The organism is Bounagaea algeriensis (assembly GCF_054491375.1).
The window spans coordinates 3,811,527-3,837,034 of the sequence record NZ_CM137102.1 but is presented as its reverse complement, the minus strand read 5'-3'; the positions used below and the strand labels follow the sequence as shown (position 1 = coordinate 3,837,034).

At 72.8% G+C, this 25,508-nt stretch carries 23 protein-coding genes; 15 read left to right on the top strand and 8 right to left on the bottom strand.

Going from position 1 to position 25,508, the window contains the following annotated elements:
* Window positions 1-163 precede the first annotated feature (163 nt).
* Both ACVGV2_RS17410 and purE read left to right on the top strand, forming a co-directional pair.
* On the top strand, window positions 164-1,348 hold the full coding sequence (locus tag ACVGV2_RS17410; RefSeq protein ID WP_459163420.1) for a 5-(carboxyamino)imidazole ribonucleotide synthase: 1,185 nt from the start codon (window positions 164-166) through the stop codon (window positions 1,346-1,348).
* Window positions 1,349-1,419: 71 nt separating this feature from the next.
* On the top strand, window positions 1,420-1,935 hold the full coding sequence (purE, locus tag ACVGV2_RS17405; protein ID WP_459166039.1) for a 5-(carboxyamino)imidazole ribonucleotide mutase: 516 nt from the start codon (window positions 1,420-1,422) through the stop codon (window positions 1,933-1,935).
* A gap of 122 nt (window positions 1,936-2,057) precedes the next feature.
* Here purE and ACVGV2_RS17400 read toward each other — a convergent pair whose 3' ends face one another.
* Both ACVGV2_RS17400 and ACVGV2_RS17395 read right to left on the bottom strand, forming a co-directional pair.
* Window positions 2,058-2,783 carry a TIGR03089 family protein gene (locus ACVGV2_RS17400; protein ID WP_459163419.1) on the bottom strand — a complete coding sequence of 242 codons (726 nt, stop codon included), beginning with the start codon at window positions 2,781-2,783 and terminating at the stop codon, window positions 2,058-2,060.
* Between the two features lie 103 nt (window positions 2,784-2,886).
* Window positions 2,887-4,836, bottom strand: a complete 1,950-nt coding sequence (locus tag ACVGV2_RS17395) for an LCP family protein (protein WP_459163418.1) — start codon at window positions 4,834-4,836, stop codon at window positions 2,887-2,889.
* A 272-nt stretch (window positions 4,837-5,108) separates the two neighbouring features.
* Between ACVGV2_RS17395 and rfbB the strand changes: the two genes are divergently transcribed.
* The 3 genes from rfbB to ACVGV2_RS17380 all read left to right on the top strand — a co-directional run bounded on the left by rfbB (window position 5,109) and on the right by ACVGV2_RS17380 (window position 8,224).
* Entirely contained in the window at window positions 5,109-6,104 is a 996-nt protein-coding gene (gene rfbB, locus ACVGV2_RS17390) for a dTDP-glucose 4,6-dehydratase (protein WP_459163417.1), read from the top strand.
* Window positions 6,101-7,057, top strand: coding sequence for a dTDP-4-dehydrorhamnose reductase (gene rfbD, locus ACVGV2_RS17385; RefSeq protein WP_459163416.1), 957 nt, complete (start codon window positions 6,101-6,103; stop codon window positions 7,055-7,057). Before rfbB ends, rfbD begins: the two co-directional genes overlap by 4 nt.
* Before the next feature lie 168 nt (window positions 7,058-7,225).
* Window positions 7,226-8,224: a glycosyltransferase family 2 protein gene (locus tag ACVGV2_RS17380; RefSeq protein ID WP_459163415.1), complete on the top strand. Its 999-nt coding sequence runs from the start codon at window positions 7,226-7,228 to the stop codon at window positions 8,222-8,224.
* A gap of 33 nt (window positions 8,225-8,257) precedes the next feature.
* Here ACVGV2_RS17380 and ACVGV2_RS17375 read toward each other — a convergent pair whose 3' ends face one another.
* Window positions 8,258-8,629 (bottom strand): hypothetical protein, encoded by a 372-nt coding sequence (locus ACVGV2_RS17375; protein ID WP_459163414.1) that lies wholly within the window; start codon window positions 8,627-8,629, stop codon window positions 8,258-8,260.
* 199 nt (window positions 8,630-8,828) lie between these two features.
* Between ACVGV2_RS17375 and manB the strand changes: the two genes are divergently transcribed.
* Together manB and ACVGV2_RS17365 are read left to right on the top strand one after the other, a co-directional pair.
* A complete protein-coding gene (manB, locus tag ACVGV2_RS17370; protein WP_459163413.1) occupies window positions 8,829-9,956 on the top strand; it encodes a mannose-1-phosphate guanylyltransferase in 1,128 nt (375 codons plus the stop codon).
* Between the two features lie 10 nt (window positions 9,957-9,966).
* Window positions 9,967-10,869, top strand: coding sequence for a DNA-3-methyladenine glycosylase family protein (locus ACVGV2_RS17365; RefSeq protein WP_459163412.1), 903 nt, complete (start codon window positions 9,967-9,969; stop codon window positions 10,867-10,869).
* Window positions 10,870-11,042: 173 nt separating this feature from the next.
* Here the strand turns inward: ACVGV2_RS17365 and ACVGV2_RS17360 are convergent, their stop codons facing one another.
* The 4 genes from ACVGV2_RS17360 to ACVGV2_RS17345 all read right to left on the bottom strand — a co-directional run bounded on the left by ACVGV2_RS17360 (window position 11,043) and on the right by ACVGV2_RS17345 (window position 14,835).
* Window positions 11,043-11,594: an NUDIX hydrolase gene (locus tag ACVGV2_RS17360; RefSeq protein ID WP_459163411.1), complete on the bottom strand. Its 552-nt coding sequence runs from the start codon at window positions 11,592-11,594 to the stop codon at window positions 11,043-11,045.
* Window positions 11,591-12,952: a coenzyme F420-0:L-glutamate ligase gene (locus ACVGV2_RS17355; protein ID WP_459163410.1), complete on the bottom strand. Its 1,362-nt coding sequence runs from the start codon at window positions 12,950-12,952 to the stop codon at window positions 11,591-11,593. The genes ACVGV2_RS17360 and ACVGV2_RS17355 overlap by 4 nt, the downstream gene beginning before the upstream one ends.
* Complete coding sequence (cofD, locus tag ACVGV2_RS17350; protein ID WP_459163409.1) at window positions 12,949-13,950, bottom strand: 2-phospho-L-lactate transferase; 1,002 nt, start codon at window positions 13,948-13,950, stop codon at window positions 12,949-12,951. The genes ACVGV2_RS17355 and cofD overlap by 4 nt, the downstream gene beginning before the upstream one ends.
* A gap of 138 nt (window positions 13,951-14,088) precedes the next feature.
* Complete coding sequence (locus ACVGV2_RS17345; protein ID WP_459166038.1) at window positions 14,089-14,835, bottom strand: site-2 protease family protein; 747 nt, start codon at window positions 14,833-14,835, stop codon at window positions 14,089-14,091.
* Window positions 14,836-15,841: 1,006 nt separating this feature from the next.
* Between ACVGV2_RS17345 and ACVGV2_RS17340 the strand changes: the two genes are divergently transcribed.
* Both ACVGV2_RS17340 and ACVGV2_RS17335 read left to right on the top strand, forming a co-directional pair.
* A complete protein-coding gene (locus ACVGV2_RS17340; RefSeq protein WP_459163408.1) occupies window positions 15,842-16,156 on the top strand; it encodes a WhiB family transcriptional regulator in 315 nt (104 codons plus the stop codon).
* A gap of 129 nt (window positions 16,157-16,285) precedes the next feature.
* Complete coding sequence (locus ACVGV2_RS17335; protein ID WP_459163407.1) at window positions 16,286-18,460, top strand: hypothetical protein; 2,175 nt, start codon at window positions 16,286-16,288, stop codon at window positions 18,458-18,460.
* On the opposite strand, the gene ACVGV2_RS17330 is transcribed toward ACVGV2_RS17335, so the two are convergent.
* On the bottom strand, window positions 18,421-18,894 hold the full coding sequence (locus tag ACVGV2_RS17330) for a metallopeptidase family protein (protein WP_459163406.1): 474 nt from the start codon (window positions 18,892-18,894) through the stop codon (window positions 18,421-18,423). The genes ACVGV2_RS17335 and ACVGV2_RS17330 overlap by 40 nt on opposite strands.
* A 133-nt stretch (window positions 18,895-19,027) precedes the next feature.
* On the opposite strand from ACVGV2_RS17330, the gene ACVGV2_RS17325 reads away from it, so the two are divergent.
* The 6 genes from ACVGV2_RS17325 to ACVGV2_RS17300 all read left to right on the top strand — a co-directional run bounded on the left by ACVGV2_RS17325 (window position 19,028) and on the right by ACVGV2_RS17300 (window position 25,460).
* Window positions 19,028-19,402 carry a DUF3499 domain-containing protein gene (locus ACVGV2_RS17325; protein ID WP_459166037.1) on the top strand — a complete coding sequence of 125 codons (375 nt, stop codon included), beginning with the start codon at window positions 19,028-19,030 and terminating at the stop codon, window positions 19,400-19,402.
* 148 nt (window positions 19,403-19,550) lie between these two features.
* Window positions 19,551-20,900, top strand: coding sequence for a phosphomannomutase/phosphoglucomutase (locus ACVGV2_RS17320; protein WP_459163405.1), 1,350 nt, complete (start codon window positions 19,551-19,553; stop codon window positions 20,898-20,900).
* 45 nt (window positions 20,901-20,945) lie between these two features.
* Window positions 20,946-21,164 (top strand): Trm112 family protein, encoded by a 219-nt coding sequence (locus ACVGV2_RS17315; RefSeq protein ID WP_459163404.1) that lies wholly within the window; start codon window positions 20,946-20,948, stop codon window positions 21,162-21,164.
* On the top strand, window positions 21,161-22,240 hold the full coding sequence (locus ACVGV2_RS17310; protein ID WP_459163403.1) for a hypothetical protein: 1,080 nt from the start codon (window positions 21,161-21,163) through the stop codon (window positions 22,238-22,240). Before ACVGV2_RS17315 ends, ACVGV2_RS17310 begins: the two co-directional genes overlap by 4 nt.
* A 146-nt stretch (window positions 22,241-22,386) precedes the next feature.
* On the top strand, window positions 22,387-23,640 hold the full coding sequence (gene manA / locus ACVGV2_RS17305; RefSeq protein WP_459163402.1) for a mannose-6-phosphate isomerase, class I: 1,254 nt from the start codon (window positions 22,387-22,389) through the stop codon (window positions 23,638-23,640).
* A gap of 293 nt (window positions 23,641-23,933) precedes the next feature.
* Entirely contained in the window at window positions 23,934-25,460 is a 1,527-nt protein-coding gene (locus tag ACVGV2_RS17300) for an amino acid permease (protein WP_459163401.1), read from the top strand.
* Window positions 25,461-25,508 lie beyond the last annotated feature (48 nt).

Genomic DNA, 25,508 nt, shown 5'->3' with positions numbered 1-25,508 from the left:
CGGTTCACATTGTGATCGACAGTGCGCTGCGCGCACCATCCCGGCCGCCGAACCGGGCGCGCGCCGGCGGGTGCGTCCGGGCGAACACGGTACGGCGTGCGGCATCTCGCGATGTGCGCTCCCCGTTCCGAACGGCGGTGCGCACCCGCTTAGGCTGGGCGGCGTGGACCAGCGCACCGGAACCCCCGTTGTCGGCATGATCGGTGGCGGCCAGTTGGCCCGCATGACCCACCAGGCGGCGATCCCGCTCGGCCAGTCGCTGCGCCTGCTGGCCGCGTCGCCGGAGGAGTCGGCCGCCTTGGTGGCCTCGGACGTGCGCATCGGCACGCACACCGATCTCGAGGCGCTGCGCGCCTTCGCCGCCGAGTGCGACGTCGTCACGTTCGACCACGAGCACGTCCCCGGCGAGCACCTGCGCGCGCTCATCGCCGACGGCCACGCGGTGCACCCCGGCCCGGAGGCCTTGGAGCACGCGCAGGACAAGCTGGTGATGCGCCGCCGGCTGGCGGCCATGGGCGCACCGGTGCCGCCGTTCGCGGAGATCACCGAGGCCGAGCAGCTCGTCGAGTTCGGCCAGGAGCACGGTTGGCCGTGCGTGCTCAAGGCCGCCCGCGGCGGCTACGACGGCCGCGGCGTGTGGGTGCTCGACGACGCCGACGAGGCGCGCCGCACGGCCGAGGAACTGCTGGGAGAGGGCCTGCCGCTGCTGGCCGAGCAGCGCGTGGCGCTGCGCCGGGAAGTGGCGGCCGTGGTGGCGCGTTCGCCGTTCGGGCAGGGCGCGGCGTGGCCGCTGGTGGAAACCGTGCAGCGCGACGGCATCTGCGTGCAGGTCGTCGCACCTGCGCCGGACGTGTCCGCGGAACTCGGCAACGAGGCCCAGAACCTGGCGCTGCGCATCGCCGAAGAGCTCGGCGTCACCGGGTTGCTCGCGGTCGAGCTGTTCGTCACCGATGACGGGCTCGTCGTCAACGAGCTGGCGATGCGCCCGCACAACTCGGGGCACTGGACCATCGAGGGAGCCCGCACCTCGCAGTTCGAGCAGCACCTGCGCGCCGTGCTGGACTACCCCCTGGGCAGCACCGAGCTGACGGCGCCGGTCGTGGTGATGGGCAACGTGCTGGGGGCGCCGGAGACGCCGAGCACGAAGCTCGACGAGCGGCTGCACCACCTGTTCGCGCGGTTCCCGCACGCGAAGGTGCACTTCTACGGCAAGGCCGAGCGCCCCGGCCGCAAGATCGGGCACGTGACCCTGCTGGGGTCGCAGCCGGATGCGGTGCGGCACGAAGCGGATCTCGCGGCGCACTGGCTGTCGCGGGCGGAGTGGCCCGACGGGTTCAGCAGCCACTGAGCGGGCGCGGAGAATTGGGCGTCGACCGCGCGGAGCGCGCGGGAGCGGACGATCGACGGGAGCGGAACGTGGTGGAGGACCCCCAGGTCGGCGTGATCATGGGCAGTGACTCGGACTGGTCGGTCATGTCCGAGGCGGGTGCGGCGCTGCGCGAGTTCGACGTGGACTACGAGGTCGGTGTCTACTCGGCGCACCGCACGCCGCAGCGGATGCTGGAGTACGCGCAGGGCGCTGCCGACCGCGGGCTCCGCGTGCTCATCGCGGGAGCGGGGGGTGCGGCCCACCTGCCGGGCATGGTCGCGGCGGCCACCGCGCTGCCGGTGATCGGCGTCCCCGTGCCGCTGAAGTACCTGGACGGCATGGATTCGCTGCTGTCGATCGTGCAGATGCCCGCCGGTGTTCCCGTGGCCACCGTTTCGGTCGGCGGCGCGCGCAACGCGGGGCTGCTCGCGGTGCGCGTGCTCGCCGCAGACGCGGGCGAGCGCGGTGGCCGGCTGCGCGAAGCGATGGCGCGGTTCCAGTCCGAGCTCGGCGACTCGGTGCTGCACAAGGACGCCGCGCTGCGCGAACGCGCCGCCGAGCAGTAGGCCCGAACCCTTCAGCCGCACGCCCAGCCGGTGTGCACATTTCGCGAAATGTACGCACCCCTGGTCAGGTGGGGTGCGGTTGGATACCGCCGCGCGGCCTCGGCCGCACGGCGGTAGGCGGCTCAGTCCAGCACGGCGGTGATCTTCTCGTTGTCCCGGCGGCGCTGCCACTGCTCGGAGTCGAGCTGCTCGGAGTGCGCGCACTGCACCAGGGACGCGCCGCCGGTGGCCAGCACGGACAGCAGCCCGCCGAGCACTCCGCCCGGCACCGACCAGTCGCGTGTGGACAGAACCCGGTCGGTGGCGCCCAGGCCGCGCGCTGCGGCCTCTTCCCGCGCCTCGGCGAGCACCTGCGCCACCGTGCGCCCGGCCAGCGCCGGGGCGTCCTCACCGACGGGCGCCAGCGGTAGGAACTCGTCGCCGTGCGCGCGGATGTCGCCGATGTAGTCCACCGCGTCCGCGCGCAGGTCCTGCAACGGTGCGCCGAGCGCGTCCAGCCCGACGGCCGCGATCGTGCGCGCGCCGACGCCGCGCTGCACCGCATCGGCGGGCACGAACGCCACGTCCGCCTCCTGCGCCTCCGGCACGATGTGCGCCCCGCACCACCAGGCGCCGAGGAACACGCCGACCGTCTGCCAGTGCGCGGGCAGGTCCACGGCCACCGGGGCTCCCGGCTCGACGTCCCACTCGTCGACCAGCCAGTTCGCCGTTTTCGCGGCCCAGTTCGCCGTGGTCGCGCGGGACAGCTCCACCCGCGCTCCGCTGGCGTCGTCGTAGAAGGTGATCAGCGGCTTCGGTGAGCTCGCGCGCACGAGCGGTTGCAGCAGGGTGTCGGTGAGCGTGGCCATGCGCCCCAGGTTAGGGGCCGCCTCCGCGGGGTGTTGCGGGGCGGTGCACCGCACCGGGTGGCGCGGTGCACCGCGGGTTCCGGTGGCCGGTCGAACGTGGCGGTCAGTCCACGCAGGGGATGTTGCCCGCGTCGATCTTCTGCCCCGGGCTGTCCGACTCGTTCGTCATCGGCTGCTGCCCAGCCGGACCGCCCTGCTGCGCAGCCGGACCGTCCTGCTGCCCGTCGAGCTGCACGGTGCCCGCGTCGCCGATGCCGCTGGCCCCCGGGCCGGAGTAGTCCGAGGCCAGGTAGACCTCGGTGCTGCCGGGGGAGAGGTTCTCGCTGACCTGCACGTCGATGCCGCCGAGCTGCTCGGACATCCGCTGGCCCGTCTGCTCCTCGCCGGGGGCGACGTAGATGACCGAGGAGTCCATGGATTCGGAATTCGTGGTGCCGTTGACGGTGTAGCCGGCCTGCTCGAGCGTGTTGCTGACGTCGCCGGCCAGGCCGTCGATGCCGGCGGCGTTGTACACGCTGACTTCGACGTCGGCGTTGGCTTGCTGCTGCTGCTCGCGCTCGGCCCGCTGCTGCTCGCGCTGCTCCGGCGGCAGCATCATGTCCTTGGCGAACTGCTGCATCTCGGACGGGTTGATCTCGACGTCCTCCGAGCCCGATTCGCCGACCATCCTCACCGGGGCCGTGTGGAACTCGATCTTGTTCGGATCGATGCCCCTCAGCTTCTGGGCGAAGCCGAGCACGTCCGAAGCGAGCTGGTCGTCCAGGACGACCGACTTCTGCACGGCGTCGATCAGCTTCGACAGCTTGGCCGGGTTCGCCAGGGTGCCGCTGGAGAGGATCTTGTTCGCCAGCGACGACATGAACACCTGCTGGCGCACGCCCCGGTCGAGCTCGTTGGTCAGCCCGTGGCGCTGCCGGACGAACGCCAGCGCGTCCGAGCCCTGGATCTTCTGGCGCCCGGCTTGGAAGTGCGCTCCCGAGTAGGGGTCGTCGACGGGGTTGTTCAGGCACACCTGGACACCGCCGACGGCCTTGGTGACCTCGTAGAACCCGAACAGGTTCACCTCGGCGTAGTTGTCGATGGACACGCCGGTCAGTTCGCTGATCGTCTTGACCAGGAACCGCTGCCCGGCCAGCGTGGATTCGCGCTCGATCCGCTTCGGGTCGGTCACGCCCTGCTGCCGGAGCTCGTCGGCCTTGGCGGCCTTGGCGTTGGCCAGCGTCGAGTTGATCTTGTCCTCGCCGAACTGCCCCTGGTCGATGAGGGTGTCGCGGGGGAAGCTCATGACCACGGCGCGCTCGCCGTTGTTCGGGATCCGCACGAGCATGATGGTGTCCATCAGGTCACCACCCTCGTCGTCGGTGGTGCGCAGTTTCTCCAGGACTTCCGGGGGAAGCGGGTTGCCCTCCGAGTCCGTGCGCGAGTCGTTGCCGGTCAGCAGGATGTCGGTGGAGCCGTCGGGGGAGTTGAAGCCCGCCCCGAGCACGTTCCCGCCCGTGGTGCTGCCCGTGAAGCTGCGGAAGTGCGCCCAGGCGAACCCGGTGGTGGTCAGGATCACGATGGACATCACCGCGGCGATCGTGCGGCCCGCGTAGCGCCACTGCCGGCGGCCCTTCCCGGAACGGCGGGAGCGCTGCCACGTGTCCTCCGGCGGGGCGCCGCCGTGCGCGGCCTGCCGGCGGCGCCCGGGCTCTTCGGAGCGCGCGGCGTCCGGCCGCCGTTCGCGCGGCGGGCCTTCCTGCGGCGGGCGCTGCCGGGGTGGTCGTGGTTGCTTGCCGCCGGGCTGCTTGGCACCGGGTTGCTTGGCACCGGGTTGCTTGCCAGCGGGGGGAGGGGGGTGCTCGCCGCCGCGCTGCCCGGCCGGCCTGTTCTGCGGGCGGCCGGCGGGACGGCCACCCGCCGGGGGCGGAGCATTCCCGCCGCGCGGGGCCGCGTTGCCGCGCTGCTCGCCTGCGGGACGGGCTGAGCGCCCCGGCGGGCGCTGCGGATTGCCCTGTCCGTGCGGCCCGGCTTGCCCGTGGGGATCGCCTGGTCGCCGAGGCCCGTCCTGCACGCATCCTCCTTGGCCTGGACGCCAGCAAATCGGGAAAAAGCCTGAAAGCGTTACAACTTTCAGGTGTGATTCGTATCCTGGTCGGGTGCAGGCTAGCGGTGCTCGCTCCCCTCTCGCCGCCCTCCCCGAGGGGTCGTGACGTCACTCATACTGATGAAAACCGGTGTCATGTGTCGACAGGAGGCGGCCTGCGGGCGCGGTCCGCCTCCGTGGCACACTGCCCGTGCTCGCGGCACGCCGAACCCCCGGCCGCACGAATCTTGTGAGGTGTCATGCGCATTCTGGTGACGGGCGGAGCGGGTTTCATCGGATCACACTACGTGCGCGGACTGCTGAACGCTTCCTACCCGGCATTCGCCGGGGCCGACGTCGTCGTTCTGGACAAACTCACCTACGCCGGCAACGAGCAGAACCTGCGCGCGGTTTCCGGGCATTCGCACTTCGAATTCCGCACCGGCGACATCTGCGACCGGCCGCTCGTGGACGACATCATGCGCAACGTGGACGTCGTGGTGCACTTCGCCGCGGAGAGCCACGTGGACCGCTCCATCGCGGGTTCCGACGCGTTCGTGCGCACCAACGTCCTCGGCACCAACACGCTGCTGGACAGCGCCGCCGAAGCCGGGGTCTCCAGGTTCGTGCACGTCTCCACCGACGAGGTGTACGGCTCCGTCGAAACCGGGTCCTGGGCCGAGGACCACCTGCTCGAGCCGAACTCGCCGTACTCGGCGGCGAAAGCGAGCTCCGACCTGCTCGCGCGGGCCTACTACCGCACGCACGACCTGCCGGTGTGCATCACCCGGTGCTCGAACAACTACGGGCCGTACCAGTTCCCCGAGAAGATGCTGCCGCTGTTCATCACGAACCTGCTCGACGGGGCGGCCGTCCCGCTCTACGGCGACGGTGCGCACACGCGGGACTGGCTGCACGTCGCCGACCACTGCCGCGCCATCCAGCGCGTCGCCGAATCCGGCCGGCCCGGCGAGATCTACAACATCGGTGGCGGCACCGAACTCACCAACCGCGAGCTGACCGAACGGCTGTTGCAGCTGTTCGGCAAGGACTGGTCGCACGTGCACCACGTGCCCGACCGCAAGGGCCACGACCGGCGGTACTCGGTCGACGACGACAAGATCGCCCGCGAGCTGGGTTACGCCCCGAGCGTGGACTTCGACACCGGGCTGCGCGAAACGGTCCAGTGGTACGCCGACAACCGGGCGTGGTGGGAACCGCTGAAACGCCGCGCGGCGCTCGCGGAGACGCCATGACCGCACGACTCGCCGCGCTCGTGCCGGGCGGTCGCGGGCAGCTCGGCAGCGAACTGCGCCGCGTCCTCGGCCCGCTGCAGCACTCCCTCGTGCACGCACCGGGCTCCGCGGAACTGGACGTGACCGACGCCGAAGCCGTCAGCGACGCGGTCGACGCGTTCGCCGAAGCGGCCCGCGACGCCGCACTGCGCCCCGTGGTCATCAACGCCGCCGCCGACACCGCCGTCGACAGGGCCGAGGCCGAACCCGAACGCGCCCGGGCCGTCAACTCGCGCGGCACGGAACTGCTCGCCGAGCGCTGCCGCGCACGCGGTCTGCCGATGGTGCACGTCTCCACCGACTACGTCTTCTCCGGCGATGGTGACCACCCCTACGAACCGGACGACGCGACCGGCCCGCGCACCGCCTACGGCCGCACCAAGCTCGCCGGCGAGCGCGCCGTGCTGGGCTCCGGGGCCCGCGCCTGGGTGGTGCGCACCGCGTGGGTCTACGGCGCGCGCGGCGGGAACTTCGTCAAGACCATGAGCGGGCTCGCCGCCGAACGCGACACCGTCGCCGTCGTCGACGACCAGATCGGTTCGCCCACCTGGGCCGCCGACCTCGCCGCGGGGCTGCTCGAGCTGGCCGGGAGCATCGCCGGTGGGCGGGCGCCCAGCCGGAACGTGCTGCACTGCACGAACGCCGGCCGGGTGAGCTGGTACGAGTTCGCCCGGGCGGTGTTCGCCGAACTCGGCGAGGACCCCGAGCGCGTGCACCCCTGCAGCAGCGCCGAACATCCCCGGCCGGCGCCCCGCCCGGCGTACTCGGTGCTGTCCCCGCACGCCTGGCAGCAGGCCGGCCTGACACCGCTGCGGCACTGGCGGGAGGCCCTGGCCGCGGCGTTCCACCAGGACGGCGACGCCTTCACCAGTCCTCCTTCCGATGGCAGCTCCGGCCTGCGGGGCGGGGAGTAGCCAACTCGCGAGGCGCCGGGACGGGGAGGTTCGCGGCTACCCTGGTGGGACCTCGGCGGTGGAGCAGCGGTCCACCGGCAGTGCTGGACGCCGGTCAACGCGGCACCGCGTGCGGACGCGACCGGGCGCCCGCGCCCGCACGGCGTTCGGCGGACGGCGTTCGGCAGAATGTCGCGGGTGAGCGCACGTGAATCCCGACCGCGCACCTACGGTGAGGAGCTCGCCGTCGTCGTCGTGACCTACTCGCCCGGTGAGACGCTCGCGCGCATGCTGGACACGCTGCGCGGGGCCACCGAACACCGCGGGTCCGCCGAACACCGCGGGTCCGCCGAACACCGCGGGTCCGCCGAACACCGCGGGGCCACCGAACACCGCGGGGCCACCGAACACCGCGGGGCCACCGAACGCCGGGTGCGCGTGATCCTCGCCGACAACGGGTCCACCGACGGCGCTCCCGAGCAGGCGGCGCAGCGACCGGACGTCCAGCTCGTGCGCACCGGCGCCAACCTCGGCTACGGCGGCGGCGTCAACTGCGGCATCGCCGAACTCGGGGAGGAGTTCGGCTGGGTGGTGTTCGCCAACGCCGATCTCGAATGGGCGCCCGGCTCGCTGGACGAACTGCTCACCGCGGCCAAGCGCTGGCCCCGGGGCGGGGCGTTCGGTCCGCTCATCCGCGAACCCGACGGCAGCGTCTACCCCTCGGCGCGGCTGCTGCCCTCGCTCGGTCGCGGTGCCGGGCACGCCGTGTTCGGGCGCGTGTGGCCGGGAAACCCGTGGAGCCGGGCCTACCGCCAAGTCGCCGCGGGACGCGCCGAACGCACCGCCGAGTGGCTGTCCGGCTCGTGCCAGCTCGTGCGCCGCGAAGCCTTCGACTCGGTCGACGGGTTCGACCCGCGGTACTTCATGTACTTCGAAGACGTCGACCTCGGCGACAGGCTCGGCCGCGCCGGCTGGTTGAACGTCTACGTGCCCGGCGCGGAGATCACGCACATCGGCGGGCACGCCACCTCGCAGGCCTCCGCGCGGATGCTCGCCGAACACCACCGCAGCGCCTACCGCTACCTGGCCGACCGCTACCGCGGGCCGGTGCACGCCCCCCTGCGGATGGTGCTGCGCGCGGGTCTGGGGCTGCGCAACAAGGTGCAAGCGCGCGCTGCACGCCGCTGATGCGGCCCGGTGCTGCGGCCCGCCGCGAGCTCGTCACCACCGGGGCGGGCGTTGCTTCGACCCCAGCGGGCCGAACTCGCCGGGGCCCCGCTGCGCCTCGTACGGGTTCGGCGGCAGCCGGGTGACGTCCGCATCCTCGGGCCAGTCCGGCGCGGCGTACGGGTCCTGCCGAGATGCCTCGGGATCCGGTTGCACCGCGTACGGGTCCGGCTGCTCGTACGGGTCCGGCTGCCCCGAGGCGGGCTGGGTGGGCAGCCGCGGGGCCGTGGCGGGCTCCTCGTACAGCTGCAGCCGGACCGTGGCCTCGGCGTCCATCGGTGACGTCGCGTTGTCCGGGGTCACCACGTCGCCGTCCCGAGCTCGCGCACGAGCGAGGGCTTCATCGGCTCGGTTGCGCGGGTTCACCAGGTCCCACTCCGTCCTGCGCCGGGTTCCGTGTCGCCGTCCCGCCGCGGGGAGGCGGGCCCTGTGCTCATTATGACGGCGTGGCTGTCAGAGTATTCCCCCCAACGGGTTTCCGCGCGCATCTTCTCCGCGCGCGGCGTGGCACGCGCGGTGCTGGAGCGACGCCGCGTCCCGTCAGGTCGAAGGAGAGGTGGAGCACATGTCCGCCGACGCGCAGGAACCCGCCGGCCGGGCCGGATCGGGAGCACGTCCGCCGGCAGCGGCCGGAGCGGACGCCGTCGTGCTCGTGGGCGGTCAGGGCATGCGCCTGCGACCGCTGACGCTGTCCGCCCCGAAACCGATGCTGCCGCTGGCCGGGGTCCCGTTCCTGCGCCACCTGCTCGCCCGCATCCGGGACGCGGGCATCGGGCACGTGATCCTCGGCACCTCGTACCAGGCGGACGTGTTCGCCGACTACTTCGGCGACGGGTCCGCCTTCGGCCTCGACCTGGAGGTCGTCGTCGAGGACGAACCGCTGGACACCGCAGGTGCGATCCGCAACGTGTCCGATCGGCTGCGGCACGAGGACGTGCTCGTGTTCAACGGCGACGTCCTGTCCGGAGTGGACCTGCCGGAGCTGCTGCACAGCCACCGCGAAACCGCGGCCGACGCCACGCTGCACCTGGTCCGCGTGGCCGACCCCAGCCATTTCGGCTGCGTGCCGACCGACGCGGACGGGCGCGTGACCGCGTTCCTGGAGAAGACCGCCGATCCGCCGGTGGACCAGGTCAACGCCGGCTGCTACGTGTTCCGCCGTGAGGTGATCGAGACGATCCCGGTCGGTCGCCGGGTCTCGGTGGAGCGCGAGACGTTCCCGCAGCTGCTGGAGTCGGGCGCGCACCTGCACGGCCACGTCGACTCCGCCTACTGGCGCGACATGGGCACGCCGGAGGCGTTCGTGCGGGCCGGTGCCGACCTGGTGCGCGGAGTGGCGCCCTCGCCGGAACTGCCCGAACCGCCGGGCGAGGTGCTCGCCCTCACCGGCGCCGAGGTCGACGCCGGCTCCGTGGTCGACGGCGGGAGCACCGCGGGACGGGACAGCGTCGTCGAACCCGGTGCGCGCGTGTCGGCCTCCACCCTGTTCGACGGGGCGCACGTGGCGCGCGACGCGGTCGTCGAGCGCTGCATCATCGGCGCGGGCGCGCGGATCGGCGCCGGTGCGGTGGTGCGCGACGCGGTCATCGCCGACCGTGCGAGCATCGGTGCCGGATGCGAACTCCTCGGCGGAGTGCGGGTGTGGCCGGACGTGCAGCTGCCCGCCGGTGGTGTCCGCTTCTCCGCTGCTTGAATCGAGCGCGATGATCCGACGAACCTGCCACCTCGCGAAGGGGTGCGAACCGGTGCGCGTGCTCGCACCGCTGCGGCGCGGCACCGGTGATCCGACGATGCGCGTGGACAGCGGCGGCCTGTGGTGGGCCTGCACCACCGCCGCCGGCCCCGCGAGCCTGCACGTCGCCCGCGGCGCGGACGGCGCCGTGCACGGCAGCGCCTGGGGCGAGGGAGCGGAAGCGGTGCTCGACGGCCTGCCGCGGCTGCTCGGCCAGCACGACGACGTCGGCGGTTTCCGGCCGCGGCACGAGATCGTCCGCCGCGGCTGGCGCACCGGCGGCGGGGTGCGGATGTGCGCGACCGGCCGCGTGTGGGACGTGCTGCTGGCCGCCGTGCTGGAGCAGAAGGTCACCACCCGCGAAGCGTGGCGGTCGTGGCGGGAGCTGTGCCGCCGGTTCGGCACCTCCGCCCCGGGCGCGGTGCCGGACGGTCTGCGCGTGCCGCCGACCCCGCAGCAGCTGCGGCGCCTGCGCGACTGGGAGTGGCACCGCGCCGGTGTGGACGGGATGCGGCGGCGCACGCTCATCGCCGCGGCCGCGGTGGCCGGGCGGGTGGAACGCGCCGTGGACCTCGGCGGCAGCGCCGGACGCGACCTGCTGTGCCACGTGCCCGGCATCGGGCCGTGGACGGCAGCGGAGGTCGCGCAGCGCGCGTGGGGCGATGCCGACGCGGTCAGCCTCGGCGACTACCACCTGCCCACGATCGTCGGCACGGCGCTCGTCGGCGAGCCCGTCGACGACGACGGCATGCTCGAGGCGCTCGCCCCGTACGCGGGGCACCGGCACCGCGCGGTGCAGTGCCTGCTCCAGGCCGGGGCGCAGCGACCGCGGTTCGCGCCGCGCGCGCCGGTGCGGAACCACCGCGCGATCTGAAGGTCCGGCGGAACGTCGAGCAGCGACCTGCGCAGCCGGTGAGCTCCCGGTGCTCCGTGCGCGCGACCCGCCTTCGAGGCTGCCGCGCCGGAAAGCGCAGGCCCGCCGTTGCCGCGGTCGTCAGCGGTGCAACGAGCACCGTTGGGGATCGCCGCCGTGCGGTGCTTGCGGCTTCAGGTGCCGGCTGCGGCGGTGCGCGCGGTGGCCGCGGCGACGAGCTCGGCGATGTCGCACTCCGCCGGCAGCGCACCAACCGGCCACCAGCGCAGGTCCAGCGATTCGGCGCTGCGCGCGGGCCGGGCACCTTCCGGTGCGCGCACCGCGAAGCGCACGTCGAAGTGCCGCGTCGGCGCACCGAGCGAGCAGGTGATCGGGTGCAGGTCCAAGTGCACCGGCCACGGGTCGATCTGCAACCCGGCCATCCCGGATTCCTCGGTGGCCTCGCGCAGCGCCGCGCCGCGCAGCGTCGAGTCCTCGGGTTCGCAGTGCCCGCCGAGCTGCAACCACCGGCCCACCCGGGGGTGCAGCGTGAGCAGCACGTGTTCGGCGGTGCTGTCGAGCACCACGGCCGAGGCGGTGATGTGGCCCGGTGCGCACTCCCGGTCGCAGGCGTCCGGCCGCGCCTGCAGCAACGTCAGGAAAGCCTGCCGCAGCGTCTCCTGCTGCGGCTGCTCCGGGCGCCAGGCAGCGAGAGTTTCCAGCCCGTCGCCGTGCGGTCCGCTCATTTCTCGACGAGCCCCCCGTCCGCGTCGCGGGGCGGACGGGGGCCGGGCGCGGGTTCGGCCGGATGGCCGAGGGCCACGCTGCCCAGCGGTTCCCACTCGGGCGGCAGGTCGAGCTCGGCGCGCACCGTCTCCGGGCAGAACAGCGTCGAGGACACCCAGCAGGAACCGAGGCCCTCGGCCGCGAGCGCCACCATGAGGCCCTGCACGGCCGCGCCGGCCGCCACGGTGAACATGGACCGTTCGGCCTCGGCACGCCGCGCGTCCGGGTAGTCGTGCGCGCCGTCGCGGACGAGGAGCGGCACCACGATCTCCGGGGCCTCGTAGAGCAGGTTGCCGCGGTTCACCCGGCGCTGCGCGGCCTCTTCGTCGAGTCCGTCGGCGCGCAGGTCGGCCAGCCACGCCTGGCGCATCGCATCCAGCACTTTCCTCCGCAGCGGACGGTCGCGCAGCCACACGAAGCGCACCGGCCGCGTGTGGTGCGGCGCCGGGGCGGTCAGCGCGGCCCCCACGGCGCGGCGCACCGCCTCGGGATCGACGTCCCCGCCGGAGAACTCCCGCACCGAGCGGCGCAGCAGCACGGCCTCCCGGTGGCCCTGGTGCAGCGCTTCCCGCGTGCCGAGGCGGAACAGGTCGTGCTCGACCGGTCGCACGAGATCGCGCGCGCCGGCCTGCTCGTCGGTCATCGACAACCCGCGCACCACCGCCACGGGCGTGCCGCCGAGCTTGCCCTTGACGAGGTCGCCGGCGGCGGCGACCTCGTCGGCCACGGCGACCTCGGTGACGCTGAGCGTGTTGCCCTGCGCGTCGACGCTGCCGGCGTACTGGTGCAGCGCTTCCACCCCGGCCGCGCCGATCGCCGCGTCGATCTGCCCGTTGCGCCAGGTGCGGCCCATCGTGTCGGTGATGAGGACGCCGACGCGCACGCCGAGCCGTTCGGCCAGCCCTTCCCGGATGCGGCGGGCGGATGCGTCCGGGTCGGCGGGCAGCAGTGCGATCTGGTCGTCGGCCACGTTCGACGCGTCCACGCCCGAGGCGGCCTGCACGATCCCGAGCTGGTTGCGGGTGATCAGCGTGCGGCCGTGGCTGGCGAGCACCGCTGTCGACTCGGACAGCACGAGCTCCCGGCGGAGCTGGTCGCGCTGCTCGGGATCGCGCGGGGCCTGCACGATCCGCCCTTCGGCCTTGGACAGGATCTTGCTGGTGACGACGAGGACGTCGTCCTCGACCAACCACGGCGCGGCGGCGGCGATCGCGGCCGCCACGTCGTCGCCCGGGGCGAACTCGGGCAGCCCCGGCACGGAGTGGACGGTGATCCCCTCCGGCGCTCCGTGGTCGCCGTTGGTGTGGTTCGCGGTCACCGCGGCACCTCCAACCCTGCGGTGTCGAACGCGGTGCGCACCATCTCCGCGGTGGCGTCCACGTCGGACATCACCAGCGGGGCCTCGCGCACCCGCACCCCGCCGACCTCGCCGGCGTCGCCGGGGTGCACCAGCCACGCGTCCAGGATGCCCCCGTGCTCGCGCGCACCGTAGTGGTCGGCGACGGCGGTGGCCGTGGACTCCACACCGATGGCGCGCAGGCACGAGTCGGCCATGCCGCGCAGCGGGCTGCCGCCGATGATCGGGGATATGCCCACGACCGGAGCGGACGTCTCCCGCAGCGCCTGGCCGAAGCCGGGGATCGCGAGCAGCGTGCCGATGCTGACCACCGGGTTGGAGGGGGCGATGAGCACCAGGTCCGCCCCGTGGAGGGCTTCGCGCACCGCGGGGCTGGGCGCGGCCTCCTCGGCGCCGACGGGGACGATCGCGTGCGCCTCGGGGCGTGCGCCGTGGCGGATCCACCATTCCTGGAAGTGCACCGCGCGGGCCTCGCCGCTGTCCGGGTCCGTGATGGCCACGTGCGTTTCCACGCGGTCGTCGGTGGCGGGCAGCAGCTGTGCGCCGGGTTGCCATCGGGTGCACAGCGCGCTGGTGACGTCGGTGAGCCCGTAGCCGGCGCGCAGCATGCGCGAACGCACCAGGTGCGTGGCGATGTCGCGGTCACCGAGCCCGAACCAGGTCGGTTCCGCGCCGTAGGCGGCGAGTTCCTCCTTGGCCGACCAGGTCTCGTCGACCCGCCCCCACCCCTTCTCCGGGTCGATGCCCGAACCGAGGGTGTACATGCAGGTGTCGAGGTCGGGGCACACGCGCAGGCCGTGCAGCCACAGGTCGTCACCGGTGTTGACCACGGCGGTGACTTCGTGGGCGTTGTTGTCGGTGTCCTCCGGTGGCCCGTGGGCGGGCAGTCCGAGCGCGGATTTCACTCCCAGCAGGAAGCGGGCGCCGCCGACTCCGCCGACCAGTACTACGACGTTCACGGCGGTCGATCCTCGCACGAGTGCCCGTCGAGCGGAGCGCGAACCCGGCACGGGTCACAGTCCGGGCGGCTGAGGCTACCGGCGGCGACCACAGGTGGCGGCGACCACAGGCGGCGGGCGGCTACAGGCGGCGGGCGGCTACAGCCAGAACCGGAACAGGTCCATGCCCTCGATCGCCAGTGCGGTCTCGCCGCCGACGAGGGAGTACAGCGCGAACGCGCCCTGGAAGAACAGGGTGCCCACGCCCGGCAGGAAGAAGATCGCCGCGACGAGCACCAGCGGCGCCCACGGGCGCGCCCGCATGCCGAACCGCCGGGCCTGCGGGGACAGCCACGGTTCCCACAGGCCGTAACCGTCCAGCCCCGGAATCGGGAGGATGTTCAGTACGAACGCGATCACCTGCAAAAACGCCAGGTAGGACAGTCCGGCGGCGGTTCCCCACGGCATCGGCACGAAGATGACGATCAGCGAGAGCACGAGGCCGACCGCGAGGTTGGCCAGCGGACCGGCCGCCGACACCAGCGATTCGGTGCGCCGGTCGCGCAGCGCGGCGTGGTTGATCCACACCGCTCCGCCGGGCAGCGGGATTCCGCCGAGCGCGACGAACAGCAGCGGCAGCACGATGCTCAGCACCGGGTCGGTGTAGCGGCGCGGGTCGAGGGTGAGGTAGCCCTTCAGGCGCACTTCCCGGTCGCCGCCGCGGTAGGCGGTAACGGCGTGGCCGAACTCGTGCAGGCACAGCGAGCTCGCCCAGCCGCCGATGATGATGAGGACGACTCCGGTGATGCGCGCGGGCTGGTTGTCGACGGCGGCCAGTGCGCAGCCGAGACCGGTGAGCGCGAGCAGGCCGAGGAAGATGGGGCTGACTCGTACCGCTGGGTTCATCACCGGGCCAGTGTTTCATCGCATGTTCCGGGGTTGCTGCCGCCTCGAGTTCACCCGTGCACGGGCGCAGGTGCGGATGTCCTTCTGCTGCGGGCCCGTGCGGTTCGGCTTCCACATGTCCCGGTGTCTCCGCGCACTCCGTGCGCGGGGCGCGAACGGGTCCGGCGCTGCGGCGATTCGTGTGCGCAGGCGCTGCAACGTGTGGGGAGGCGGTTCGGCGGGTACGGAGATCGTTCGCGGGCTGCGGACGCGGTTCGACGGCTGCGGACGCGGTGTCGGCGCTGCGGCAGTACCGGTGCGCGAGTACCGGTGCGCGGGTGCGGGCGTTCGTCGGCGCCGGGATTCGTCGCTGGAGTTCGTGGCACCGGTAGCGGAGGGCGATGAGGGCACCGACGCGCACCGGTGTGTCGGGTCGCGGTCGGCGCACCGGCACCGGTCGCTGAACCGCTGGGCACAGCGCCGGCGGCGCGGCGGCAGGGAGCGGGCGTGTCACCGGTCGGGGATGCGGTGCGTTCTCAGACGGCATTCCGCGCCGAGCGATGATATTCCTTGATCATGCGGAGCAACGCGGATGGCCGAACGGAGCAATCGCCGCTGGCGCGAATCGCGGTGTGCACGCGGTGCTCGAGCCGTTCGAGCGTTGTCCCCCTACGGAAGGTTGCCACTTGACCGCAAGGAGCTACCCGGGTGTAATCACAGCAATGTCATTCAACGTTCGGGCGACGTCCGCAGGGGTGACGCGGAGTTAAGGCGCGGAGCTGATCCGAGGCGGACGTGACGCTCGCGGTGGGCCGGATTATGGGAGTCGTCCGGTCGCACGTGGGTCGGTCGGATTCCGGAAACGGTTGAGCCGAACGGAGTGGCCGGCACGGCGTCATACGTACCCGCAGCAGTCGTCGGTACCAGTGCCGCCGATGGGCGAGCGAGGAGAGAAGACAACGAGTGCGCCCGGGAACGCCCCTCTGGGGAGAGGTGCGGGAACGGGAGAATGACGGGGGAGATAAGAATGACGGAGTCGAGTGCGGACTGCTTGTTCGGTCAGGGGGATGCGCGTGTCGCTGAACTCGACATCCTGTCCCAACTCGTGGACCCGCCGGGAGAGGAACCGCAGTGGCAGGAGCGCGCGCTGTGCGCGCAAACCGACCCGGAGGCGTTCTTCCCGGAAAAGGGCGGATCCACGCGGGAGGCGAAGCGAATCTGCCAGGGCTGCGAAGTCCGCAACGAATGCCTGGAATACGCCCTGGAGCACGACGAGCGTTTCGGCATTTGGGGCGGATTGTCCGAACGGGAGCGCCGGAAACTGAAGCGACGGGCGAGTTGACGCCGTTCCGGCCGGCGGTGCGGGAGCTCGTCGCCGCGCGTTGAACGGTCCACTGTGGAAACGCTGAATCGGTTCGCTCGCACCGCCTCCGGGTGGAGCTCGTCCGATGCGGCGCACTAACCTGCGGCCGTGCCGTTCAGCCCGCGTCGCCTCGCGCGCGAATTCCTCACCGCCCCGCCCGTCGTGCTCACCGTTGTTCTCGTCGTGCTCGCCGTGCTCGCACACGGCGTGCTCGCGGCCGAACCGCGGTGGGACACCGGTCTGCAGGGCGGACGCCTGTCCCCGGTGGCGGACTGGTCGACGACCTGGCGGGACTACCTGGCCTCCTGGCACGCGCAGTGGGGCGGAACCGGTGCCCCGGCCCCGGTTTCGCTGCTCGTGCTCGGACTGCTCGGCACGGTGCTGGGCGGTCCGGCCGTCGTGGCTGCGGGGCTGCTGCTGCTCGGGATGCCGCTGGCCGGCCTGTCGGCTTACCTCGCCGCGCGGGCGATCACCGCGGACCGGGGGCGCCGGGCCGTGCTCGCCGGCGCGTACGCCGCGTTCCCGGCGGCCGCGGTGTCGGCCGGGCAGGGACGGCTGGACGTGGTCGCGGCCCACGTGCTCGTCCCACCGGTGCTCGCCGGCCTCGCCGCCGTGCTCGGTGCGGTGCGCGCACGGCGCTCGTGGTTGGCCGCGGCGTGCCGGACCGCCCTGGTGGCAGCCGTTCTCGGCGCGTTCGCACCGCTGCTGCACCTCGCGCTGCTGGCCCTGGCGGTGCTCACCTTCGTGCTCCTTCCCGCGGGAGCTCGTTCCGCGAGCGGCCCGGACGGCGCGCACGAGTCCACAGCGGACGGTCCCGTGGCGCCGCGATCGCGGTTGGCGGGCCTGACCGCGGTGGTGGTGCTGTCGCTGGCCTGCCTGTTGCCGTGGCTGGTGAGCCTGCCGCGGCATCCGCAGGTGCTGATGCACGGCCTCGGCACGCGGGTGCGGGAACCGGAGCCGGGAGCCTGGCTGCTGCTGACGAGCCCGGACGGTTCGGTCGTGACGTGCTTCGGCGTGCTGCTGCCGCTCGCCGCTCTCCTGGTGCTGTTCGTGCGGCCCGGACTGCTGGTGCGGCCCGGGCTGCTGGTGCGGCCCGGAGTGCTGGTGCGGCCCGGAGTGCTGGTGCGGCGCAGCCGCACGCTGCTGCCACCGGTCTTGCTGCTCGGGTGCGGCTGGGTGCTGGCCGGCGTGGTCGGCGCGGTCTCCGCACCGCTGGTCGGTTCGACGCAGAGCAGTCCGGGGTGGACCGGGGGGCCGCTCGTGCTCGTGGCGGCGGGCAGCTGCTGGGCGCTGCTGCGCGCGTGGACTGACGGCCGCGCGTGGATCGACGGCGCAGCGGCGCGCGAGCCGGCACCGCGCGGACCCGCGAGGTACGAGCGGTCGGGCGCTCTCGGCGCGGTGAGCCGCGTGCGGCTGCAGTGGGCCGCGGCAGGTGCAGGCGTGCTGGTGCTCGGCGCGGTCGGGACGCTCGCCGCCTCCACCGGGCCGCTGCGCGCCGCGGAACCGCTCGACCGCGGCCTCGCGTCCGAACTGTCCGGACCGGGATCGGTGCTGCTGCTCGACGCCGGTGGCGGCCCGCGGCTGGTGCGCGAAATGCCCGCGCGGTACGGCGTGGACGACACGCCGCCGGTGCCCTCCACCGCGGAGTGGGTCGGCCGGGTCGACGACCAGGTGGCGCGGGCGCGGCCGCAGCAGGTCCGGGAAGCGGTGGCCACCGCCCGCACGCACGGGGTGGGGCACCTCGCCGTGGACGACCCCGCACCGCTGCTGCGGCATGCCGGCGATCTCGTCAGTGCTCGCGGGAAGCTGCCGGGCGGTCGGACCGTGCTGCGGGTGGACGGGGCGGTGAGCCCGGTGCGGCTGCTCGGCCCGGACCTGTCCCGCCAGTCGCGGTTGACCGAGCGGAACGTCGGCCGAGCCCGTCCGCGCGAGGTGCCCGTCCGGCTGGACACCGCGATCGCCCCGGGTGCCACCCTGCACGTCTCGGACGGCGGTGTCGGGCGGCAGCTGGTCTTCGCCGTGGCGGACGAACCGAGCTGGTGGGCGCGTGTGGACGGTGAACCCGTGGGCATCGCCGGTGTGTGGGGCGGGCAGCTCGCGGTGCCGCTGCCGGAGCACGCAGCCCGCGTGGAACTCGGCTTCACGCACGGCCCGCGGATGGTGCTGCTCGTGGCCCAGGCCGCGGTGGTCGTGTTCACCGTGGTGGGAGCGCTGCCGGAACGGCGTCCCAGGAGCCGGCGGCCTCAGCCGCCTTCGATCACCTCCGGGTCGAGCCCCAGGTAGTGCGCGATCTGCTCGACGAGCACGTCGTGCAGCAGGTCGGCCATGTCGGTGCCGTCGCGCGCCCGCGTCTCCAGCGGGCGGCGGTAGAGCACGATCCGCGCCCGGGTCGGCAGACCTCGCCTGTCCACGCCGGCGGGCACCAACCGCGCCAGCGGCACGTTGGAGTCGACCACCACGTCGTCGTCCCAGGTGAGCTTGTCCGGGGCGGTGGTGGTCAGCTCCGGGACCTCGTCGACGGCCACGTCCAGTTCGGTCAGTTCCGCGCGCCACCGCTTCTCGATCGGCTCGAGGGCTTCCAGCACGAGGGCGTCGAAGATCTGCGAACGGCTGCGCGCGATGGGCAGGGACGAGGGATACAGCGGCCCGCGCAGTCCGCGCCCCCTCCTGTCGCGGCGGGCCAGCCGTCGACGTCGCGATCCCCGTGCTGTCACCACGGGACGAGGGTACGCCTCCACCACCGGACGGGTCGTGCCCCATCCGGAGGGCAGCGGGCCGAGCGCGCTCGGTGCGGGTGTTTTGCGCGTGGCCTCCGGCGAGGTCTGGACGAAGGGCGCTATCGTGCGTGGCGTGCGGAGCGTGAGGCGGTGCTCGCGAGCCGGGTGTGCGAACCCGGCCGTAGCCACACTCACCTATGCCTATGCCGATTCCACCGCGGTGGTCGGTCCGCTCGCCACAGCTGCCGAGCCGCACAGCTACGACCTGTGCGAGGAGCACGCGACGCGGCTGACCGTGCCGAAGGGCTGGGAGGTAGTGCGGCATGAGGGTGAGTTCGCTGCGGAGGAACCCGCGGACGACGACCTGACCGCGTTGGCCGAGGCCGTGCGGGAATCGGGGCCGGCGGACGCGGAAGCGGCGGTCGAGGCGGAGGCGCAGGTCGCTTCCCGGGAACATCGGCGCGGACACCTGCGTGCGGTGCCCGATCCGGCCGAAGGAGGCCAGTGATGCCGCCCGTCCGCGATGGCTGCTGTGGGCGGAGCCGCGGCGGCGATCCGGGTGACGAACGGCTCGTGCTCTCCGGCGCGGACCACAGGCGCCGGATGCGTCGGTAGGCTCTGCCCTGGTCGTTTCGAACAACGCGGGAGGGCGAAGCGTGCGGGACCTGTCGGAGATCGTCAAGGCCTACGACATCCGCGGCGTCGTGGATGAACAGCTGGACACCGACGCGGTTGCCGAGATCGGCGCCGCGTTCACCCGGGTCGTCGGCGGCTCGGCGGTGGTGCTCGGGCACGACATGCGCGAGTCCTCGCCGCGGCTGGTGTCCGCGTTCGCCGAGGGGGTGACCGCGCAGGGCCTCGACGTGATCAACATCGGGCTGGCCAGCACCGACATGCTCTACTTCGCCTCCGGGCGGCTGGACCTGCCGGGTGCGATGTTCACCGCCAGCCACAACCCGGCGCAGTACAACGGCATCAAGCTCTGCCGGGCCGGTGCCGCCCCCGTGGGGCAGGACAGCGGGCTGTCGGAGATCCACGAGCTCGTCCGCCGGGGCGTGCCGGAGTTCCTCGGCCAGCACGGATCGGTCACCGAACGCGACATGGTCGCCGACTACGCCGCGTTCCTGCGCGAGCGCGTGGACCTCAGCGGCAGCCGTCCGCTGAAAGTCGTCGTCGACGCGGGCAACGGCATGGGCGGGCGCACCGTGCCCCCGGTCTTCACCGGGTTGCCGGTCGAGATCGACCCGCTGTACTTCGAGCTCGACGGCACGTTCCCGAACCACGTGGCCAACCCCCTCGAACCGGAGAACCTGGTGGACCTGCAGCGGCGGGTGCGCGAGGTCGGCGCCGACGCGGGACTGGCCTTCGACGGGGACGCCGACCGCTGCTACGTCGTCGACGAGCGGGCCGAACCCGTGTCCCCGAGCGCGATCACCGCGCTCGTCGCAGTGCGGGAACTGGCCAAGGAGCCCGGCGCCACCGTCATCCACAACCTGATCACCTCGCGCGCGGTGCCCGAGATCATCGCCGAGAACGGCGGGAAGCCGGTGCGCACGCGGGTGGGGCACTCGTTCATCAAGCAGAGCATGGCCGAAACCGGGGCGATCTTCGGCGGGGAGCACTCGGCGCACTACTACTTCCGGGACTTCTGGCACGCCGACTCCGGGATGCTCGCCGCGCTGCACGTGCTGGCCGCGCTGGGCGAGCAGCCGGAGCCGCTGTCGCGTCTGATGGCCGACTACACCCGTTACACCACTTCCGGGGAGATCAACTCCACGGTGACCGACCAGCACGAACGCATGCGGGCCGTGGCCGAGGAGTTCGGCGGCCGCCCCGGTGCTCGGACGGACGAGCTCGACGGACTTACCGTGGAACTGCCGGGCGGGGCGTGGTTCAACCTGCGCCCGTCCAACACCGAGCCGCTGCTGCGGTTGAACGTGGAAGCCGGTGACACCGGGAGCATGGCCGCACTCCGGGACGAGGTCCTCGCGGTGGTCCGCGCGTGATGTGCGACCGCGACCCGGGCGAGCCCGGTGAGGTTGGGAGGAAATGTGGTCACTGAACTGGACCCGCAGCTGCTGGAGATCCTGGCCTGCCCGGGCGACCGCGGCCCGCTGCGCACCGGTGCTGCGGCCGGGGCGGCGGCCGATGCGCTGACCTGCACCACCTGCGGTGCGGTGTTCCCCGTCCGGGACGGCATCCCCGTGCTGCTGTGGGACGAGGCGCAGCTGCCGCCGGCAACGGCCGGATCCGGTGGGGGACGGGAGTGACCGCTGTGCTGGACGACAGCCTCTTCGAAGACCCCGCGCGACTGTTCGACGTGGACCGGCGGGAGCTGCTGCGGACGGCGGCGCTGGCCGGGGCGCAGGTGCGTTCCGCCGTCGAGCGCGCGGCCAACGCCGGCGTGTCGGACTTCGGCGAGGAGCGCCCGCGGGCCGTCGTGCTGCTGGCCCGGCCGGGCCTGGGCATGCGGGTGTGCGAGCTGCTGGCCGCGCTGACCGGCCGGGCGGCCGTGCCGGTCGTGGTCGCCGAAACGCTGCCCGCCTGGGTCGGCGCGCTCGACGCGGTGTTCGTGCACGCGGCCGACCAGGGCGACGCGGACCTGGCCACCGCAGTGGACACCGCCTCCCGCCGGGGCGCGCGGGTCGTCGTGGCCGCCGAGGAGGAAGGCCCCGTCGCGGCGTCCGGCGCCGGTCGGGCGCTGCTCGTGCCGCCGACGTTCCCCGTGCCGGAGGAATTGTCGTTCACCTACGTGTTCACCGTCGGGCTGGTGGTCTTCGCCGAACTGGGGCTGCTCGCCGTCGACGTGGAGGCCCTGGCCGCGGAGCTCGACAGCATGGCCGAGCAGTGCCACCCGGCCAAGGAGTCCGTGGTCAACCCGGCCAAGACGCTGGCGCTGCGGCTGGCCGACCGGACCCCGGTGCTGTGGGGCGTCGACCCGGTGAGCACGGCCGTCGCGCGGCACGGCGCGTTCGCGCTCGGCTGCCACGTCGGCGTGCCGTGCGCGGTGGCCGACTACTCCGAGGCGGTGGCGCAGCGGACGCTGCACCGCAAGGCCGCGCAGGCCGGGTCGACGAGCGCGCTGTTCGCCGACCCGGACGAGGAGCATCCGCTGCGGGTGTTCCTCGTCAGCGCCCGCGCAGATGAACGCGGCGGGCACGCGGAACTGGGCGCCGTGCGGGACCTGCCGGGGGCCGATTCGGTGGTTCCGGACGATTCCGTCACGGCCGATCCGGTGCTGCGTGCTGCGGTGCTCGCGTTGCAGCTCGACTTCACCGCGGTCTACCTCGGGTTGGCCGCGGGAACGCTGGACGGTCCGAGCTGGACCACGGTGGCCGCCTCGTAGCCGACGCCTCCGGGGCGGCTCCCGGTCGCGGGCGGTGCATGATGCGATGTCCCCGGTCGGGGTCCCCGGTCGGGGTCACCGGTCGGGCGCCGGCCGCACGCGGCGTGCGACCGGCAGCAGGAGCGGACGAGGAAGCGAGAACAACAGTGGAGTTACTGCGGAACGCGGTGCGCCCGTACGCCTGGGGCTCGCGTACCGCGATCGCGGAACTGCTCGGCCGCCCGGCGCCCGCGCCGCATCCCGAAGCTGAGCTGTGGATGGGTGCGCATCCGCAGGACCCGTCCCGCGTGGTGCGCGCCGACGGCTCGGAGACCTCGTTGCTGTCGCTGCTGCAGGACGATCCCGACCACCACCTGGGCGAGCAGTGCGTGCGCCGGTGGGGCGACCGGCTGCCGTTCCTGTTCAAGGTGCTGGCCGCCGACGAGCCGCTGAGCCTGCAGGCGCACCCGTCCGCGGAGCAGGCGGCCGAGGGGTACTCGCGGGAGGAGGCGGCGGGGATCCCGCACAACGCGCCGAACCGCAACTACCCGGACCCCACGGCCAAACCGGAGCTGGTGTGCGCGCTGACCGAGTTCCACGCGCTGGCCGGTTTCCGGGACGCGCAGCGGACCGTGCGGCTGCTCGACGCGCTGGACGTGCCCGATCTGCGCGCGCACCGGGAGCTGCTGGCCGCCCAGCCCGACCCGGCAGGGCTGCGGGCGCTGTTCACCACGTGGATCACGTTGCCCGAGCACTTCCTGCGGCAGGTGCTGCCGCAGCTGCTGGACGCCTGCGTGGCGCACGTGCGCGCGCACGGCGAGTTCGCCATGGAGTGCCGCACCGTGCTCGAGCTCGGCGAGGCGTATCCGAACGACGCGGGTGTGCTGGCGAGCCTGCTGCTGAACCGGCTGGTGCTGCAACCGGGCGAGGCGATCTTCCTGCCCGCGGGCAACCTGCACGCCTACCTGCGGGGAACCGCGGTGGAGATCCTGGCGAACTCGGACAACATCCTGCGGTGCGGGCTGACGCCGAAGCACGTGGACGTGCCGGAACTGCTGCGCGTGCTCGACTTCGGCTGCGGTGACATGCGGGTGCTCAAGGGCGAGTCGCTGGACGCGAACCGCATGGTCTACCCGGTCGGCGCGGACGAGTTCGAGCTGTGCCGGCTGGACTGGACCGAGGCCGAGCCGAGCGCGGTCGAACTGGGCGCGGCGAGCCCGCAGATCCTGCTGTGCACCAAGGGCGGCGTGCGCCTGCGGTGGGCCGGTGCGCGCAGCGACCACCAGGTGGAACTCCCGCGTGGACAGTCGGTGTGGTTGCCGGCCGGCGATCCTCCGGTGGAGGTGGCTCCGGCGGAGCTGGATGCGGACGGGGGAGCGCAGGTGTTCCGCGCCGCGTCCGGGATCACGCCGATGCGTTGAAGCACCCCGCCGGATGCCCCGCCGAACATCGCCGCCCAGCTGATCCCGCTGCCCCGTCGCCGGGTGGCTGCTCCGAACGGACGTTCATGCCTGCGTCAGGAGCAGCACCCGCAGGAGCAGCACCCGCCTCGTCCGGATGCGGGTCCGGCCCGCCCGCTCCGGTGCGCGCCCCGGAGCGGGCGGTCAAGAGTAGCTAACGAAACGCGCGGCGAAGCCGGCGCCCGCATGTCTCCCACGCCGTTCGGGGGATAAGGTTCCCATCTGACCACTCGGGACGACAAAGGGAGGCGGCAGTGCCAGGCACGGGCCTGTGGCGCACCAAGTCGGTTGAACAATCGATCTTGGAGACCGACGAACCCGATACGAAACTGCGGAAGAACCTCGGCACCTGGGACCTGATCGTCTTCGGTGTCTCCGTCGTCATCGGCGCGGGCATCTTCACGGTGACCGCGCGCACCGCCGGCGACGTCTCCGGCCCCGGCGTGTCGCTGGCGTTCGTCATCGCGGCGATCGCGTGCGGACTGGCCGGGCTGTGCTACGCCGAGTTCGCTTCCACCGTGCCGGTGGCCGGCAGCGCCTACACGTACTCGTACGCGACGTTCGGCGAGTTCATCGCGTGGATCATCGGGTGGGACCTGGTGCTCGAGTTCGCCGTCGCTTCCGCGGCGGTGAGCAAGGGGTGGTCGAGCTACGTCGCCGAAGCGTTCGGGCTCCTCGGGCTGCAGGTGCCCAACGCGATCGACCTGGGACCGGTGCAGTTCGACTGGGCCGCGGTGCTGCTGGCCGGGGTGCTGACCCTGCTGCTGGCGGTGGGGACGAAGCTGTCCGCACGGGTCAGCCTCGTGATCACCTCGATCAAGGTCGGCGTGGTGCTGCTGGTGATCCTCGCCGGCATCGCCTTCATCAACGCGGCCAACTACACGCCGTTCATCCCGCCGGCCGAGCCGGAGACCGAGGCGGGTCCGGCGCTCGAGCAGTCGCTGTTCTCGCTGCTCGTCGGCGGTGAAACGAGCACCTACGGCGTCTTCGGCCTGCTGGCGGGCGCTTCGCTGCTGTTCTTCGCGTTCATCGGGTTCGACGTGGTCGCCACCACCGCCGAGGAGACGAAGAAACCGCAGCGGGACGCACCGCGCGGCATCCTCGGCACGCTGGCGATCGTCACCGTGCTCTACGTCGCGGTGTCGCTGGTGCTCACCGGGATGGTCCCGTACACGGACCTGGCCACGCAGAACGGTGAGCAGTCCACGCTGGCCACCGCGTTCGAGATCAACGGGGTGACGTGGGCGGCGTCGATCATCACGCTCGGCGCGCTCATCGGTCTGATCACCGTGGTCATGGTGCTGCTGCTGGGGCAGGTGCGCGTGCTGTTCGCCATGTCCCGCGACGGGCTGGTCAGCCGCAAGCTGGCCAAGACCAGCGAGCGCACCGGCACGCCGGTGCGGGCCACGGTGCTCGTCGGCGTCGTCGTCATGCTCGCGTCGGGCTTCTTCCCGGCCGAACGGCTCGAGGAAATGGTCAACGTCGGCACGTTGTTCGCGTTCATCCTCGTCTCCGCCGGTGTGATCATGCTGCGTTGGAAGCGTCCGGACCTGCCGCGCGGCTTCCGCGCACCCGGCGTGCCGATCGTGCCGATCGTGGCGATCGTCGCCTGCCTGTGGCTGATGCTGAACCTGACCGCGCTGACCTGGGTCCGGTTCCTGGTCTGGATGGCGGCCGGCGTCCTCATCTACTTCCTGTACGGGTACCGCAACTCGCGCCTCGGCCGCGGAGAGCTCCGCGAAACGAGCTCCGAAGGGGGCGAGTCGGCAACCGGCGAGTAGGACGCATCCGGCACGTGGACGACGGCGCCATCGCGGTTGCGGTGGCGC

What these genes read in the sequence shown, in the direction of transcription:
- rfbD (WP_459163416.1), top strand. Translation starts at nt 6,101, where the DNA reads ATGACCGCACGACTCGCCGCGCTCGTGCCGGGCGGTCGCGGGCAGCTC.
- rfbB (WP_459163417.1), top strand. Translation starts at nt 5,109, where the DNA reads ATGCGCATTCTGGTGACGGGCGGAGCGGGTTTCATCGGATCACACTAC.
- ACVGV2_RS17400 (WP_459163419.1), bottom strand. Translation starts at nt 2,783, where the DNA reads ATGGCCACGCTCACCGACACCCTGCTGCAACCGCTCGTGCGCGCGAGC.
- ACVGV2_RS17365 (WP_459163412.1), top strand. Translation starts at nt 9,967, where the DNA reads ATGATCCGACGAACCTGCCACCTCGCGAAGGGGTGCGAACCGGTGCGC.
- ACVGV2_RS17340 (WP_459163408.1), top strand. Translation starts at nt 15,842, where the DNA reads ATGACGGAGTCGAGTGCGGACTGCTTGTTCGGTCAGGGGGATGCGCGT.
- manB (WP_459163413.1), top strand. Translation starts at nt 8,829, where the DNA reads ATGTCCGCCGACGCGCAGGAACCCGCCGGCCGGGCCGGATCGGGAGCA.
- ACVGV2_RS17380 (WP_459163415.1), top strand. Translation starts at nt 7,226, where the DNA reads ATGTCGCGGGTGAGCGCACGTGAATCCCGACCGCGCACCTACGGTGAG.
- ACVGV2_RS17360 (WP_459163411.1), bottom strand. Translation starts at nt 11,594, where the DNA reads ATGAGCGGACCGCACGGCGACGGGCTGGAAACTCTCGCTGCCTGGCGC.
- ACVGV2_RS17345 (WP_459166038.1), bottom strand. Translation starts at nt 14,835, where the DNA reads ATGAACCCAGCGGTACGAGTCAGCCCCATCTTCCTCGGCCTGCTCGCG.